A 14,020-nucleotide genomic window follows, 5' to 3' on the forward strand; every position below is an offset into this window, starting at 1 on the left:
CCTCACGCCAGGCGGTTCGCGACGAGGTAGGCCGCCAGGCGGTCGCCCGCGTCTCCCTCGTCGATGATCGTCGTCCCCGACGCCCGGGGCGGTCTCACGCTGACGGCGATCATTATCGAGCGGGCATCCGTCGCCGCGGAGTCGACACCCAGATCGGCCAGTGAAAGCGTCTCGAACGGCTTCTTCTTGGCCGCCATGATGCCCTTGAAGTTGGGGAATCGCGCGTCCGGCAGGCTCTCCGTGATGGAGATCAGCGCGGGGAGGTCGGCATCGACCTCGACGCTGCCGACCTCTGTGGCACGCTCACCGGATACCCCTGCCTCGGAGATCTGCACCCGGGTCAGATTGAGAGCCGCGGGGATGCCCAGGAGGTCGGCGATCATCGCAGGAACCATTCCGGCGACGCCGTCGGTCGACTGGTTGCCGGTGATCACCAGGTCGAAGCCGGTTCTCTTCGCCGCCGCGGCGAGTACGTCCGCCGTGAGCACCATGTCGGCGCCGATCAGCGCGTCGTCGACGACATGCACGGCGGAGCCCACCCCCATCGCGAGCGCTTTGCGGATCGTTATCACCGCCTCCGGGCGTCCCATCGAGAGCACGACGACATCCGTGCCCGGGTTGGCGTCTGCGTATGACAGCGCCACCTCGACGGCACGCTCACCGATCTCGTCCAGGACCGCGTCCCCCAGGGCACGTTGCGCGAGTCCGGTCTCCTGGTCCAGCACTCGATCTCCATAGGTGTCGGGCACCTCTTTGACGAGAACCAGGATCTTCATCCGCGCCACTCCCCGCATCCACTCATCGGGATGGCTTGGGCAGGGTCGCCGTCATCCCGTTGTTGCATGCTACATGCAAAAAGCACCCAAGGGCGGTCACGCCGACTCCGCAGGCGAAGAGTGCATTGAACGGCGCACCGCTCAATGGTTCATGCGCAATGCAACAAACTGCTTCCCGTTTAGCACGCAACATGTAATATGTAAGCAACATCATCCGCTACCACAACCCATCGGCGCAACGATGCTGCCGGGAGGCGCTACCTGTGAACCTGACCATGACCGCGGACCAGAAACTCCTGCGAGATGAGATTCGCGCCTGGCTCGCCGAGCACGCACCGCAAGGGCCGGCGCCAGACCTGGCGACCCAAGAGGGCGTCGGCCGTGCGCGTGCGTGGGAGCGCGAACTGTTCGACGGCGGCTTCGCGGCCGTGCAGTGGCCGAAGCGCTTCGGCGGTCGGGGCGCCGACCCGGTGGCGACGCTCATCTTCTACGAGGAGTACCTGCGATCGGGTGCGCCACCACGATTGAACCGACTCGGCCTGGGACTGGCGGGACCGACCCTCATCGATCTCGGAACGCCCGAGCAGCAGGACCGCTGGCTGTCGAAGATCCTCTCGTGCGAGCACCTGTGGTGCCAGGGCTTCAGCGAGCCCGGCGCCGGCAGTGACCTGGCGGCCATCCGCACGCGCGGCGAGGTGCGGGAGGACGGGATCCTCATCAACGGTCAGAAGATCTGGACCTCCTGGTCGGAGCATGCCGACTGGATGTTCGCGCTCGTCCGCACCGATCCCGAGAGCCGGCGCCATGCCGGCCTGACGTTCCTGATGATCGACATGTCGGACCCGGGGGTCGACGTGCGGCCCATCCGCCAGATCAATCACGCGCGGGAGTTCGGGGAGGTCTTCCTCACCGATGTGCTCGTTCCGCACGAGAACGTGATCGGCCGGATCGACAACGGGTGGCACGTGGCCATGTCCACGCTGGTGCACGAGCGCGGGGCGAGCCTCTACACCGCCGCGCACTTCTCGAGCTTCCTGCAGGACCTCATCGACGCGGTGCCGGCCGACTCCCTCGAGGATGCCCACGTACTGGCCGAGCTCGGTTGGCTGCACGAGCACATCGAGGCGTATCGCTACATGACGCTGCAGACGCTCAGCCAGGTGGCCATCGGCAAGAAGCCGACCGCGCAGGCATCCATGGGCAAGCTCTGGTGGTCGGAGCTCCAGGTCAGGCTCTACGAGCTCGGGCTGCAGCTCATGGGTCCCGCGGCCGAGCTCCGCGATGGCGAGCAGGGGGACCCGGCGCCCGTCCGCTGGCGCCAGCGCTACTGGCTGTCTCGAGCGGCCATGATCTACGCCGGCGCGAACGAGGTGCAGCGCAACATAATCTCCGAGCGCGTTCTAGGCCTACCGAAGGACAAGCGTCATGCACTTTGAGCTCACTGACGACCAAGAGCAGCTGCGCGACCTGGTCGCCGAATTCTTCACGGACCGCTTTCCTGCCGACCGCCTTCGGGCCACTTGGGAGGAGCGGATCGAGAAGTCCGGGATCTGGGCTGATGTCGCAGATCTCGGCGTCATGGGACTGTCCATCCCCGAAGAGCTGGGCGGACTCGGCGTCGGCTATCTGGAGACTCTCCTGGCGATCGAGGGTGCGGCGCACGCGGGCTTCACGGAGCCCCTGCTGGAGACCGCGGGCATCGCAGCGCCGTTCCTCCAGGCCCTCCGCGGCCCCGCCGCAGAGGAGTGGCTTCCGAGCATCGCGTCCGGCGAGGTCGTATTCTCCGTCGCAGATGCCTCCGGCTACGCCAGTTTCGGGCAAGAGGCCGATGCCGTCCTGGTGCCGACCGCCGATGCCGTGCACCTCGTCACCCGGGGGACGGCCCAGTGGACACCGCTGCGCACCCAGGACCCCACGCGGCGTCTGGCTCGCGTCGACGTCGACGCACTCTCCGCCGGCTCCGTCGTGGCCACGGGCGCAGGCGCCACAGCCTTGATCGAACGCCACGGGCGCGCCGCGACGGCATCCGCTCTCGTCGGCCTGTCGCGACGCATCCTCGAGATGACGATCGCCTACGTGATCCAGAGGGAGCAGTTCGGTCAGCCTCTGGGAGCCTTCCAGGTCGTGAAGCACCGCCTCGCTGATCTCGGGGTCAAGATCGAGGCGGCCCGAGTGCTGTCCTGGTATGCCGGCTACACCCTCGGCGAGGACCGCCCGGACGCCGAACTGGCCAGCCTCACCTCCAAGGCCAGCGCCAACGCCGCGGCGAGATTCGCCAATCGGAACGGTCTGCAGCTGCACGGCGGGATCGGCTTCACCTGGGAGTACGACCTGCACTTCTGGCTCATGCGCGGCCAGGCATGGGAGAGCACGTACGGACGCGAACCTGAGCTGCGCGTGGCCATCGGCCGATCGCTGCTGAACGACGGGATCCGGATCGTGACCGAGGATGCGACTGCACCGGCACCCTAGCGGTTCGTCGGACGCCGCCTCCACCCTCCGGACCCTCCCGCCGCAGAGCGGGCGCTGCTAGCGTGGGTTCGCGATGAGCGACGCGTCTATCGTGCAATCCCAGCCGACGGTCCGTGCGCAGCACCGCCCGTCGAGACGCGGTGATGTGCTGGCGACCGCGGCGATCGTGCTCGCCGAGACGGACGGACGAGCAACTCTCGCCGACGTCGCCCGTGCGGCGCAGATGGCGCCGTCGTCGGTCTACTATCACTTCTCCTCCCTCGGCGACGTGCGCGATGAGCTGACGCGGGAGGCGTATCGCCGGGCCCAGTCGTGCTTCCCGGGTGAGGACGTCACGGACGTTGAGGCATGGATCGTCCAAGGCGTCGTCTCGTGCGCGGCGTGGATCACCGTCGATCCTTTCGCGTCGCACCTGATCGTCGGCTCCGGGGATGTGCCCAGCGGGGGCGCGCGCCCGCTCGATGCGATCCACGAATGCGCGGACGCGTTCCGCGCGGCGGTGGCGCATGAGGTGTGCGATCGGTCGTCCACGACCTCAGCGGAGCAGGCGTGGCTTCTCGCGAGCGCACTCCTGTCTCTGCTGACGACCCTCCGGGCGGCGTCGCGCAATCCCGCGGAGGCGGCGCTGTGTCGGCCCGATGTGGTCCGAGTCATCGCGACGCGCATCGCTCACTGGTCGCAGGGGTATCATGACTGACTTCTGCATGTAATGTGAAGCCGAGACAGAAGGATCAAGAGGTGACCGAGATGCTCGCAGACCAAAGCCATGGTCCCCGGCTCAACCCCATCCCCGAAGAGGGTCTGCTGCTGGACCGTGTCGCCAACGAGATCCGGTTCGCGATCCTGTCGGGGAAGTTCGCGCCGGGCAGTCGTCTGAGCGTGCCCGAGCTCGCCCGCGAGCTCAACGTCAGCCGCACACCCGCACGTGAGGCGCTCATGCGGCTTCAGCATGAGGGACTCGTCATGGTGGTGCCCCGCAAGGGCGCCGTCGTGTTGCAGGGCAATTCGGACGACCTGCTGGAGCTCTTCCAATTCCGCGAGGCACTGGAGGGCATGGCCGCCCGGCTGGCGGCACGCCAGATGAGCCCCGAACAGAAGGAGAACCTGGTGGCGATCGCGAAGTTGCACGCCGAGTCCGTCCGCGCCGAGGACCTCGCTGCCCACCTGCGTTACGACGAGGAGTTCCATGCGGCCATCGCCGCAGGCAGCGGCAACTCGCGCATCTTCGAGGAGCTCGGCAAGGTCCGCGGGCAGCTCGTGCTCCTCAGCCGCGCCATGTCGACCGAGCCGGGCGGCATGGATCAGCGTGTGATCGATGCCCACGAGGCGATCGTCGATGCGATCACCACCGGCGATACGACGAAAGCCGACAGGGTCGCCCGCGCGCACGTGCGCGGCGTGCTGTACCTGTACCAGAGCCGGGGCCTCGAGAGCGCCGGCGGATCGAGCGAACCTAGAGAGAACGCGGCACCCTCCGCCTGACGGTGGAAGCAGGCAATGCTCCTCCGGTGATGGCGGGCGTGACCGCGGATTCGCCCCTGATGCTGCGCGTACGTGGCATCAGCCGAGTCGGTTCGATCGCCCGCATCGTCCTGGAGCGCCCAGACGGCGATGCACTGCCCGTCCTCGATGCCGGCACGCACCTCGACGTGGTGACACCGAGCGGCATCGTCCGGCAGTACTCGCTCGTCACGACGCTCGGCCCGCCGGATGCGTGGCTGATCGTCGTCGATCGCGCGCCGGCTTCGCGCGGGGGCTCATCGTCGCTCTTCGACGACCTCGCGCCCGGAGACCGCGTGCGAGTGGTCGGCGTGCGCAACCTCTTCCCCCTGCGGTCCGGCTGGCGGTACATCTTCCTGGCGGGCGGAGTCGGCATCACCCCCATTGCCGCGATGATCGGCGAACTGGAGGCGCGCGGGGTCACGGCGTGGAAGCTCCTGTACGGAGCGCGGGATCGTTCCGCGATGCCTTTTGCCGACGAGCTGACCGAGTACGGCGCCGACCGCGTGGAGCTCTGGCCGCAGGACGAGCGCGGCATCCCCGATCTGCGCGCCTTCGTCGGTGAGCCCGATCCGGGCGCGCTCGTGTACTGCTGCGGGCCGGAGGGCATGATCCGGGCAGCAGAGATCGCGACCTCGGATTGGCCTGCGGGGTCGTTCAGGACGGAGCGCTTCTCCGCAACCCCTCTGCTGCCCGGTCACGAGGAGATGCCCTTCGACGTCGAGATCGCCTCCACGGGCCGTGTGCTGCGTGTGCATGCGGACGAGTCGATCCTGGAGGTCGTGCGCCGGGTCGGGATACGCGTCCCGTCGTCGTGCCAGGAGGGGACGTGCGGCACCTGCGAGACGGGCGTGCTCGCCGGGATCCCCGCCCACCGGGACTCGATCCTCGATGCCGAGGAGCGCGCGCTCAACGAAGTGATGTTCATCTGCGTCTCGCGCGCGAAGACCCCGTCTCTCAGGCTCGAGCTGTGAGATCCGCTACCTCGACGCCGGTGAATCGCCACCCGAAATCGGTGATCATGACCGTTTTGCCCGGGCGTGCGCTGGTTGATCGTGGCGGCGGTAGACGTCGGCCGCGTCGCTGAGGTGGTCGATCGACGTGACGCACGGCCGCAAGGACCCGTCCGCGAAACCCGGCCAGAGCGTGGCGGCGGTGTCCGCAACCACGTCTGCCTTCGACCCGGGGCGATGGAGCGGCCGAGCCCGAAACGTCGTGCCGGAGATCGTGGCGCGACGCCGCATGATCGCCATGAGGTCGAGCTGTGCCGTCGTCCCGTGCTGGACCCCGATGACCACGAGATGTCAATCGGGGGTGAGCGACGCGAGGTTCGCCCCGAGGCCGGCCGCGCCGAGCAGGTCGAGGATGAGGTCGGCGGCGGCGCCTTCGCTCCACTCTAGGACGCGCTCGGGCACATCGCCGGCGCGGTGGTCGATGACCTCGTCGGCGCCGAGGGCGCGGCACCAGGCGAGTCCGTCGGCGGTGCCCGCCGGGCTCGCGCCGCGGTAGCCCAGCATCCGGGCGACCTGGATGGCCATGGACCCGCTGCCTCCGCTGCCACCATGCACCAGGATCCGCCGACCGTGAGGTGACGGCCGCGCGAGACTCAGATTCGACCACGCCGTGCAGGCGGCCTCGGGCAGACACGCCGCGGCGATGAGACCGACGCCGTCTGGGATGGGCATGACCAGTTCCTCGGGCACGCAGCAGTACTCGGCGTAGCCGCCGCCGCTCAGCAGGGCGCACACCGAGTCGCCCACCTGGCGGCGCACGACGTTGGCTCCGACGGCGTCGACGACACCGGAGCGCTCGAGTCCGATGACCGACGACGCGCCCGGCGGGGGAGGGTTAGCTGTGCAACTGATGGAGGCCTATGACAGTGGGTCTCGTGCTTTCTACAGGAGCCGCTCGTATGGCGTTTGGCCGGCGAGGCCGCCGTGTGGTCGATCGTAGTTGTAGTGGTCTTCCCATTGTTGAAGGCGTTCGGCGAAGAGGTTGGCGTCGTCGATGACCTCGCCTTCGAGGAGTCGGTAGAACTCTTCGGAGTCGATCCGATGCGACCTCTCCACCTTTCCATTGAGTCGCGGTGTCCGAGGTCGGATCTTCACGTGGCCGATGCCCTTGTCCAGCAGGTGCCAGTGGAACGCTTGCCCGAACTCCTGTCCGTTGTCCGTCTGCACCTTCTCGACCTGGAACGGCAGCTTAGACAGGGCGTGGTCGATGAACTGGATCGCGGTCTTCTGATCGTTGCGCGGGTATGCGCGGAGTACCCGCAACCGTGTGCAGTCATCGATCGCGGTGTATTGGTAGTAGCGCTTCTTCCGCCCGACCTGGCCGAGCGGCTCGATGAACTTCACATCGACCTGCAGCTGGTGGCCGGGACGCTGCTTCTCGTACCGCTTCCACCGGGTCTGAGTGCGTTTGTATCGTTGCGACGCGGGCAGGCGGCTGAGACCGAGCTTGTTCAGGATGCGCCAGATCCCCGAGGGGCTGACGGTGATGTCGTGATACCGGCTGAGATACATCGAGATCTTGTGCGGACCGAAGTGATACTGCTGGCGTAGCCAGAGGATCTTCTCGACCACCTGAGGATCAGTCTTTCGCGGCTGATGATGCGGAATGCTCGAGCGGTCCTTCAGCCCCTCGACGCCTTCCTCCTCGTAGCGTCTTCGCCACTTGTAGTAGACCTGCCGGCTGATGCCGTAGTAGCGGCAGGTCGCCGCGACGTTCCCGCTGATCTCCTCGACGTGCCGCAGCACCGCCAGCTTGTGGTTCGCCCGACGCTCGAGCTCTCGTTGTGACATGGGATCTTCCTCTCAATCGGAAGACCCAACTGTCAACAACCTCCATCAGTTTTAGAGTTAGCCCCGTTCGCGCTGGGCGCTGTCAACACGGTTGTAGGCCGTTGCCGCGACCCCGATGCGCACCTCGCCGGGCAGCGGCGCGGGCGTCGGCATCTCGTCCACAAGAGCGTCTGCGGCCCGCCGGCTGAGCGTTGGATCATCGCGTGCATTCCCGCATCGGCCTTTCATCCGCAGGGGTCGCCTCGCCGCTGCGGCGTGGCCAACCTTGTTACTATAGTTCGACTCCAGTAACCTGGATAGCGCGTCATGCATCCATTCACCGTCGAAGGAGTGCGCAGCAGATGACCGATCAGACCCCTCCGATTGCCGTCGAGCGTGAGGCTGCCACCAAGTTCGCCACGATCACGGTGGAAGGCAGCAACGTGGAGTTCCCGGTGGAGGCGGGCGAGACCGTGTTCGCCGCTGCCGCCCGGAATGGATACATCTGGCCTACCGTGTGCGGGGGACGCGCCGACTGCTCGCGGTGCTGCATGACCGTACTCGAGGGGTCCGATAACCTCTCGCACATGGAGTTCGCCGAGCGCGCCACACTGCAGCGGCTGCGCTGGGCCCACGGCGTGGAGGACCCGCGCGATCGGCTCGCGTGTCAGACCAGGCTGAACGGCGACGCCGTCGTGCATCGCCGAAGCGTCCGCCGCCGTCCGGCGGAGGAAGTGGGCTGAGTGCCGCCCGAGCCTGCCGTCCGAGCCGCGCACCGCCCGTCCCGGCGGGCGCAGATAGTCGAGGCCGCCATCTCCGTCTTCGGCGCCGAGGGACCCGCGGTACCGATCGCCCTTGTGGCTCGCGCCGCCATGGTGACCCCCGCAGCGATCTACTACCACTTCCCCTCGAAGGAGGCGCTCTTCACCGAGGCGGTGGCCCTCGTGGCCGAACGGCATCTCGCGCTGACGCGCGGCGCGGAGGATCGCGATCCCGCGGCGTTCAGCATGGCGGGGGCAGTCGAGCTGGTGTGGAAGTGGGCTGAGGACAATCCGGAGCCCGCCCGACTCCTCTACGTCTGGTCCGGTGAAGGTCCTGACTCCGCGCGGGGGGTGCGCGCCGAGTTCGTGCGCGACTACATCCACCGTGTCATCCGTCGCATCGAACGAGGACCCGTGGCGGTCGACGACGTCCGACACGCGGAGGACGAGCTCGCCGCGCGCGCGTATCTGCAGCTCGCGATGTCGGTGTCGGAGGAGTGGGCGTCGGGCCGATATCGCTACGGCGGCCTGGATCGCGGCCACATCGTGCACGCCCTCGCGAGCGTCAGTCAGGCACTCACGACGATCGAATGACCGTGGCCGCTGGCGTCTCATGAGGGGTCGGCGGCCTCGATCATGAGTGCGTCGACGGCGATGGGGGCGCCATGCTCGTCGATCAGAAGCGGATTGACCTCGATCGAGTCGAACCGGTCGCCGGTGTCCTCGAGGAGCCGGGAGAAGTCCAGGATGGCCTTGACCAGCAGCGATCTGTCGGCCGGAGCGCGACCGCGGAAGCCGTGCAGCACGCGGGTGTTGCGCAGTGAGTCGATCATCGACTCTGCATCGGAGGCGCTCAGCGGTGGCAGCCGCACCTGCACGTCGGCGGCGAGCTCGGTGAGCACGCCTCCGATCCCGAGGGCGATCACGGGCCCGAAGGCCGCGTCGCGCCGCATTCCGAGAAGCAGTTCGGTCTCCGATCGCACCATGCGCTGAACGACGAGACGCCGATCGCCGATGCCCATGGCGACCGCACCGGAGGTGATCCGATCCGCGGCCTCCCGTACGGAGGACACGTCGCCCAGGCCCACCGCCACGAAGCCGTGCTCGGACTTGTGCTGGACCTCCTCGGAGAGCAGCTTGACGACCACGGGGAATCCCGTGGCGACCGCGGCATCGACCGCGCCGTCGGCGTCAGCCACCTCGGTCTCCTCGACGATCGGCAGGCCGAATTCGGCGAGAATGCTCTTCGCCGCGACTTCGTCGAGGGTTGGATTCGAGCCTTCGACGCGGTGGTCGCCGGCGTCCGCCGGTTCTTGCGTCGAAGCGCCCGTTCCACGGCGCAGTCCGGTGCCTTGGCCGGCGACGGCCGACCAGTCCACGAGGGTGGCGATGGCGCGCATGGCCCGAAGCGGCTCGTCGAAGGTGGGGATGTGCTCGCGGGAGAGCGTCGCGATGGGGTGCCCCGATCCGCCGACCCACACGACGACGAGGGGTTTGTCGCTTGTCGCAGCGGCCGCGCGGATGTGGTCGACGACCACCGACTCCTCGCGATCGAGGTTGCCGATCATCACCACGGCGACGTCGGTGTCGGGAGAGTCGAGGGCGATCTCCAGAGCGTCCCGCAGAATCTGCGGCTCGGCGATCATCGCGCCGGTCACGTCGATCGGATTCACGACCGACGCGAACGACGGGAGGGCCTCGGCCGCACGCTGCTGCGACGGGCCGGACCAGGGAGAGACGTCGAGGCCGAGTTCCTCGGCGGCATCGGTCATCAGCACACCCGCGCCGCCCGACAGGGTCACGATCGACAGCCGTGGTCCTGCCGCGAGACGTCGCATGGCGAAGATCCGCCCAAGATCCATCAGAGTGCTCAGATCATCGGCCCGATAGACGCCGTATTGGGCGAACAGACCGTCGTAGACGGCGTCGGAGCCGACCAGTGCGCCCGTGTGGGACTGCGCGGTCGCGGCGCCGTGCGCGCTGCGTCCCACCTTCATGAAGACGGTGGGGACGCGGCGGCGGCGCGCCGTCGCGAGCGCACGACGGAAGGCTCGGGGATCCCGCACGCCCTCGATGTAGCCAAGGACCGCCGCCGTGCTCGGGTCGGCCACGAGCCCCTCGATCACCTCGGGCAGGGTGATGTCCGCTTCGTTGCCGGTGCTGACGAACCGCCCGAGTCCGACGCCGGATGACTGCGCCATGCTCAGCACGAACGCGCCCATCGCGCCGCTCTGCGTGACGAACGCCACACCGTCGTCCACGAGCTCGAATCTGTCCTGGTCGAGTCCGCTCATGAAGGCGGCGGTCACCGAGGACGCGGCGCCCACCGAGCCGACGCAATTGGGACCGAGGACTCGGATGCCGGTCTCTCGCGCTACGCGCGCGAGAGCGTCCTGTTGGAGCGTGCCGTCGGGTCCCGCCTCCGCGAATCCGGAGGCGAAAACGATCGCGACCGGTGTGCCCCGTCGGCCGAGGTCGGAGACGGCGTCGATCACGGACGCTGCCGGCACGACCACGACCGCCAGTTCTGGCGTCTCAGGCAGATCGTCGATGCCGGCATAGGCGCGCAGGCCCTGTACGACGGGGCGATTGGGATTGACCGGAAAGATCCGGCCGGCGTATCCGTACTTCTTCAGATAGTGCAGCGTGCGCCCGGAGGCCTTGTTCGGATCGTCGGACGCACCGACGATCGCGATGCTTCGCGCGTGCAGGAGTGTGCGGACGACGTCGGGCGCGTCAGTCACGTCAGTGAAGGAATCGGTCATGTCGCGCTCAGTGTCCCACGTAGACGCCGGGGCGCTTCTGCGACCAGGCCGCCAGGGCCTCCTGGTGGTCGGCCGTGTGCATGGAGAGGTGCTCGTAGGCGAGCCCCGTGTCGAGGATCACCCCGGACATGGCCTGCAGCGACCTGTTGACCATCGACTTCGTGGCCTGCACGGCGTACGGGGGGAGGGCGGCGAGCTCTTCGGCCAGGGAACGGACCTCATCGTCGAGAGTATCCGGGTGCACCGCGCGCCAGATCAGGCCCATCCGCTCTGCATCGCGAGCCTCGATCATCCGCCCGGTCATCAGGAAGAGCTTCGCGCGCGAAGGACCGATCAGCAGCGGCCAGATGACACCGCTGCCGTCGCCGGCGACGAGGCCGACGTTTACGTGCCGGTCGCCGATCTTGGCGGTCTCGGACATGATCACGATGTCACTGAGCAGCGCGATGGTGGCGCCGAGACCGGCGGCGGCGCCGTTCACTTTCGCGATCACGGGCTTCTCCATGCGCAGCAGCGTGTCGACCAGGTGGCGGCCCGGGGACAGCACGCGCATGCGCGCCGATTCGCCGAACGACGTCTTGCCCGCCATGCCCTTCACATCCCCGCCTGCGCAGAATCCGCGCCCGGCCCCCGTGATCACGATCACGCGCGACTGCGCGCTGGCGTCGGCCTCGCGCAGGGTCCGCTCGAGGAGGTCATGCGTGGCCGGATCTATGGCGTTCAGTCGCTCCGGCCGGTTCAGGGTGATCGTGTGGACGTCTCCCTCCAGCGTGAGCAGGACGGGTGTCTCGTCAACGGTCATCGTCGGCCCCTTGCGTCGAGTGCAGTGCATCCGCGCGTGCGCGGATCGCGGCGATTCGGTCCACGGGGCATCTCCGCTTCCGTGGCGTTATTACATCGCTGTGTTGCATGTTACATGCTGTAGACACTTATCCCCGCCTCCTGCAGAATGGGACCTAGCCCTTAACCCGCACTCGACGACGAGAGGAGGGCGCACCGCGTGGCTTACGACAGCATCTTCCAACCCCTAACCATCGGAGGCGTGACGATCCCCAACCGGATCGCACGCGCCGCTCACAATGTCGGCCTTCCCTGGGTCGACCAATCCGACGACCTCATCGCCTATCACGAGGCGCGCGCGAAGGGCGAGGTCGGTCTGACCATCCTCGGCATCGCCGGTGTGCACCGCGTGTCGCCGACTTCCATCCCCGTTATGAGCGACGGTGTGATCGATGGCTACCGGCGCCTGGCGGACCGCATGCGCCCGTACGGCATGAAACTCTTCCAGCAGCTCTGGCATTCGGGTCCGGCACGCTTCTTCCCGCCCGAGCAGCCCTGGTCGGCGAGCGACCGCCCGAACCCCCAGGTCGGGGTCGTTCCGCGTCCCATGACCCAGACCATGATCGACGAGGTGGTCGGAGGGTTCGCCTCGGCGGCGCGACGTGTCAAAGAGGGCGGAATCGACGGGATCGAACTGCATGCCGCGCACGGGTACCTCATCGGACAGTTCCTCTCGCCGGCGACGAACCATCGTGAGGATGAGTACGGAGGCTCGCCGGAGAACCGCCTGCGGTTCCTCCGCGAGGTCATCGCCGCCATCCGCGCGGAGGTCGGCGACGACTTCGCGCTCGGCGTGCGTCTCAGCTCCGACGAGCAGGTGGAAGGCGGTCTGACGGCGCAGGACACGGTGGCGATCGCCAAGGCCGTGGAGCCGACCATAGACTTCCTCGACCTGTCGTTCAGCGGCTACTACCGGTTCCAGCAGATGTTCGCGACGATGGACTCCGAGCTGGGGTACGAGCTGCCGGCTTCGGGCATCGTGACGCAGGCGATGTCGATCCCCACCATCGTGACGGGTCGGATCATGACCCTGGACGACGCGGAGCGCATCGTCGCCGACGGCATCGCCGACATGGTGTCGATGGTGCGTCCGCTCATCGCAGACCCGGAGCTCGTGAAGAAGGCAAGGGAGGGGCGGTCGAACGAGATACGCCCCTGCATCGGCATCAATCAGGGCTGCCTGGGCAAGTTCTTCACATTCGGCCGGATGAGCTGCGTCGTCAACCCCCTGGTGACCCAGGAGTCCACGCGCACCATGGACCCGACCGACCGGGTCGCGGATCCCCAGCGCGTGCTCGTCGTGGGCGGCGGACCTGCGGGTCTCGAGGCCGCCCGCACGCTGGCGCTCCGTGGACACGTCGTGGAGCTGCACGAGATGAACCGCTCGCTCGGGGGTCAGGTGGCGATCGCCTCGGCCGCGCCCTACCGGGCGGACATCGGCGCCATCACCGCCTGGCTCGAGACCGAGGTCCGTCGGCTCGGCGTCGTTGTCCGGCTCAACAGCCCGGTCGATCCCGACGTCATCAAGGACGCGCACCCCGACGTGGTGATCCTCGCCACGGGCTCCACGCCCCGCGAGGACGGGTTCCAGGCGATGCGCCCGGCCGTGGACGCGCCGGGGATCACGCTCCCGCATGTCATCAATCCCTGGCAGGCGCTCGGTTTCGGGGGCGGTCGGCGGGAGTTCTCCACCGCGCTGATCTACGACGACATCGGCGCGTACGATGCCATATCGGTCGCGGAGAAGCTGGTGGAGAAGGGGGTGCAGGTGGTGTTCGCCTCCCGGCACGAGCGCATCGGAGCGACCGTGGATCACACTCCGTCGGCCGTGTTCGCGGCGCTCGAGCGTCTGTTCGACTCCGGTCTGGAGTTCGTGCCCAACGCCACGATCAGCGAGGTCCTCCCGGGGAGCGTCGAACTCTCCCTCATGGGAATCGGCCGTCGTGTCGTTCCCGCCGAGGCGGTCGTGCTCGTCGGCCACAATACGCCGAACCGGGAGAACGCCGACGAGCTCCTGGACGCCCCGTTCCCCGTCCACGTCATCGGCGACGCGACGGGCAGCCACACGATCCTGGATGCGATCCAGCAGGCGACCCTGCTGGCGCGCTCTATCTGATTCGAAG

The 14,020-nt window shown here is 67.8% G+C and carries 13 protein-coding genes; 8 read left to right on the forward strand and 5 right to left on the reverse strand.

The features are described 5' to 3' along the window. Nucleotides 1-2: 2 nt before the first annotated feature. On the reverse strand, nucleotides 3-776 hold the full coding sequence (locus tag NQ152_RS12490; protein WP_257524215.1) for an electron transfer flavoprotein subunit beta/FixA family protein: 774 nt from the start codon (nucleotides 774-776) through the stop codon (nucleotides 3-5). A 263-nt stretch (nucleotides 777-1,039) separates the two neighbouring features. Between NQ152_RS12490 and NQ152_RS12495 the strand changes: the two genes are divergently transcribed. The 5 genes from NQ152_RS12495 to NQ152_RS12515 all read left to right on the forward strand — a co-directional run bounded on the left by NQ152_RS12495 (nucleotide 1,040) and on the right by NQ152_RS12515 (nucleotide 5,722). Continuing rightward, nucleotides 1,040-2,212, forward strand: coding sequence for an acyl-CoA dehydrogenase family protein (locus tag NQ152_RS12495; RefSeq protein WP_257524216.1), 1,173 nt, complete (start codon nucleotides 1,040-1,042; stop codon nucleotides 2,210-2,212). Beyond that, nucleotides 2,202-3,248: an acyl-CoA dehydrogenase family protein gene (locus tag NQ152_RS12500; protein ID WP_257524217.1), complete on the forward strand. Its 1,047-nt coding sequence runs from the start codon at nucleotides 2,202-2,204 to the stop codon at nucleotides 3,246-3,248. Before NQ152_RS12495 ends, NQ152_RS12500 begins: the two co-directional genes overlap by 11 nt. A 73-nt stretch (nucleotides 3,249-3,321) precedes the next feature. Continuing rightward, entirely contained in the window at nucleotides 3,322-3,945 is a 624-nt protein-coding gene (locus tag NQ152_RS12505; RefSeq protein WP_257524218.1) for a TetR/AcrR family transcriptional regulator, read from the forward strand. Between the two features lie 50 nt (nucleotides 3,946-3,995). Then, nucleotides 3,996-4,730 (forward strand): GntR family transcriptional regulator, encoded by a 735-nt coding sequence (locus tag NQ152_RS12510; protein WP_257524358.1) that lies wholly within the window; start codon nucleotides 3,996-3,998, stop codon nucleotides 4,728-4,730. A 59-nt stretch (nucleotides 4,731-4,789) separates the two neighbouring features. Beyond that, a complete protein-coding gene (locus tag NQ152_RS12515) occupies nucleotides 4,790-5,722 on the forward strand; it encodes a PDR/VanB family oxidoreductase (protein WP_257524219.1) in 933 nt (310 codons plus the stop codon). Between the two features lie 330 nt (nucleotides 5,723-6,052). Here NQ152_RS12515 and NQ152_RS12520 read toward each other — a convergent pair whose 3' ends face one another. After that, on the reverse strand, nucleotides 6,053-6,613 hold the full coding sequence (locus NQ152_RS12520; RefSeq protein ID WP_374113594.1) for a zinc-binding dehydrogenase: 561 nt from the start codon (nucleotides 6,611-6,613) through the stop codon (nucleotides 6,053-6,055). Between the two features lie 30 nt (nucleotides 6,614-6,643). Further along, nucleotides 6,644-7,552 (reverse strand): IS481 family transposase, encoded by a 909-nt coding sequence (locus NQ152_RS12525; RefSeq protein WP_257524221.1) that lies wholly within the window; start codon nucleotides 7,550-7,552, stop codon nucleotides 6,644-6,646. 341 nt (nucleotides 7,553-7,893) lie between these two features. Between NQ152_RS12525 and NQ152_RS12530 the strand changes: the two genes are divergently transcribed. Further along, nucleotides 7,894-8,274, forward strand: coding sequence for a (2Fe-2S)-binding protein (locus NQ152_RS12530; protein ID WP_257524222.1), 381 nt, complete (start codon nucleotides 7,894-7,896; stop codon nucleotides 8,272-8,274). Next, nucleotides 8,275-8,886, forward strand: coding sequence for a TetR/AcrR family transcriptional regulator (locus NQ152_RS12535; protein WP_257524223.1), 612 nt, complete (start codon nucleotides 8,275-8,277; stop codon nucleotides 8,884-8,886). A 17-nt stretch (nucleotides 8,887-8,903) separates the two neighbouring features. Here NQ152_RS12535 and NQ152_RS12540 read toward each other — a convergent pair whose 3' ends face one another. Together NQ152_RS12540 and NQ152_RS12545 are read right to left on the reverse strand one after the other, a co-directional pair. After that, a complete protein-coding gene (locus NQ152_RS12540) occupies nucleotides 8,904-11,057 on the reverse strand; it encodes an acetate--CoA ligase family protein (protein WP_257524224.1) in 2,154 nt (717 codons plus the stop codon). Between the two features lie 7 nt (nucleotides 11,058-11,064). Further along, nucleotides 11,065-11,859 (reverse strand): enoyl-CoA hydratase/isomerase family protein, encoded by a 795-nt coding sequence (locus NQ152_RS12545; RefSeq protein ID WP_257524225.1) that lies wholly within the window; start codon nucleotides 11,857-11,859, stop codon nucleotides 11,065-11,067. A 198-nt stretch (nucleotides 11,860-12,057) separates the two neighbouring features. Here NQ152_RS12545 and NQ152_RS17290 point away from each other — a divergent pair, with 198 nt between their 5' ends. Continuing rightward, on the forward strand, nucleotides 12,058-14,013 hold the full coding sequence (locus NQ152_RS17290) for an NAD(P)-binding protein (protein ID WP_257524226.1): 1,956 nt from the start codon (nucleotides 12,058-12,060) through the stop codon (nucleotides 14,011-14,013). Nucleotides 14,014-14,020 lie beyond the last annotated feature (7 nt).

Source organism: Microbacterium sp. zg.B48 (assembly GCF_024623505.1).
In the GTDB taxonomy this organism is placed as follows: Bacteria; Actinomycetota; Actinomycetes; order Actinomycetales; family Microbacteriaceae; genus Microbacterium.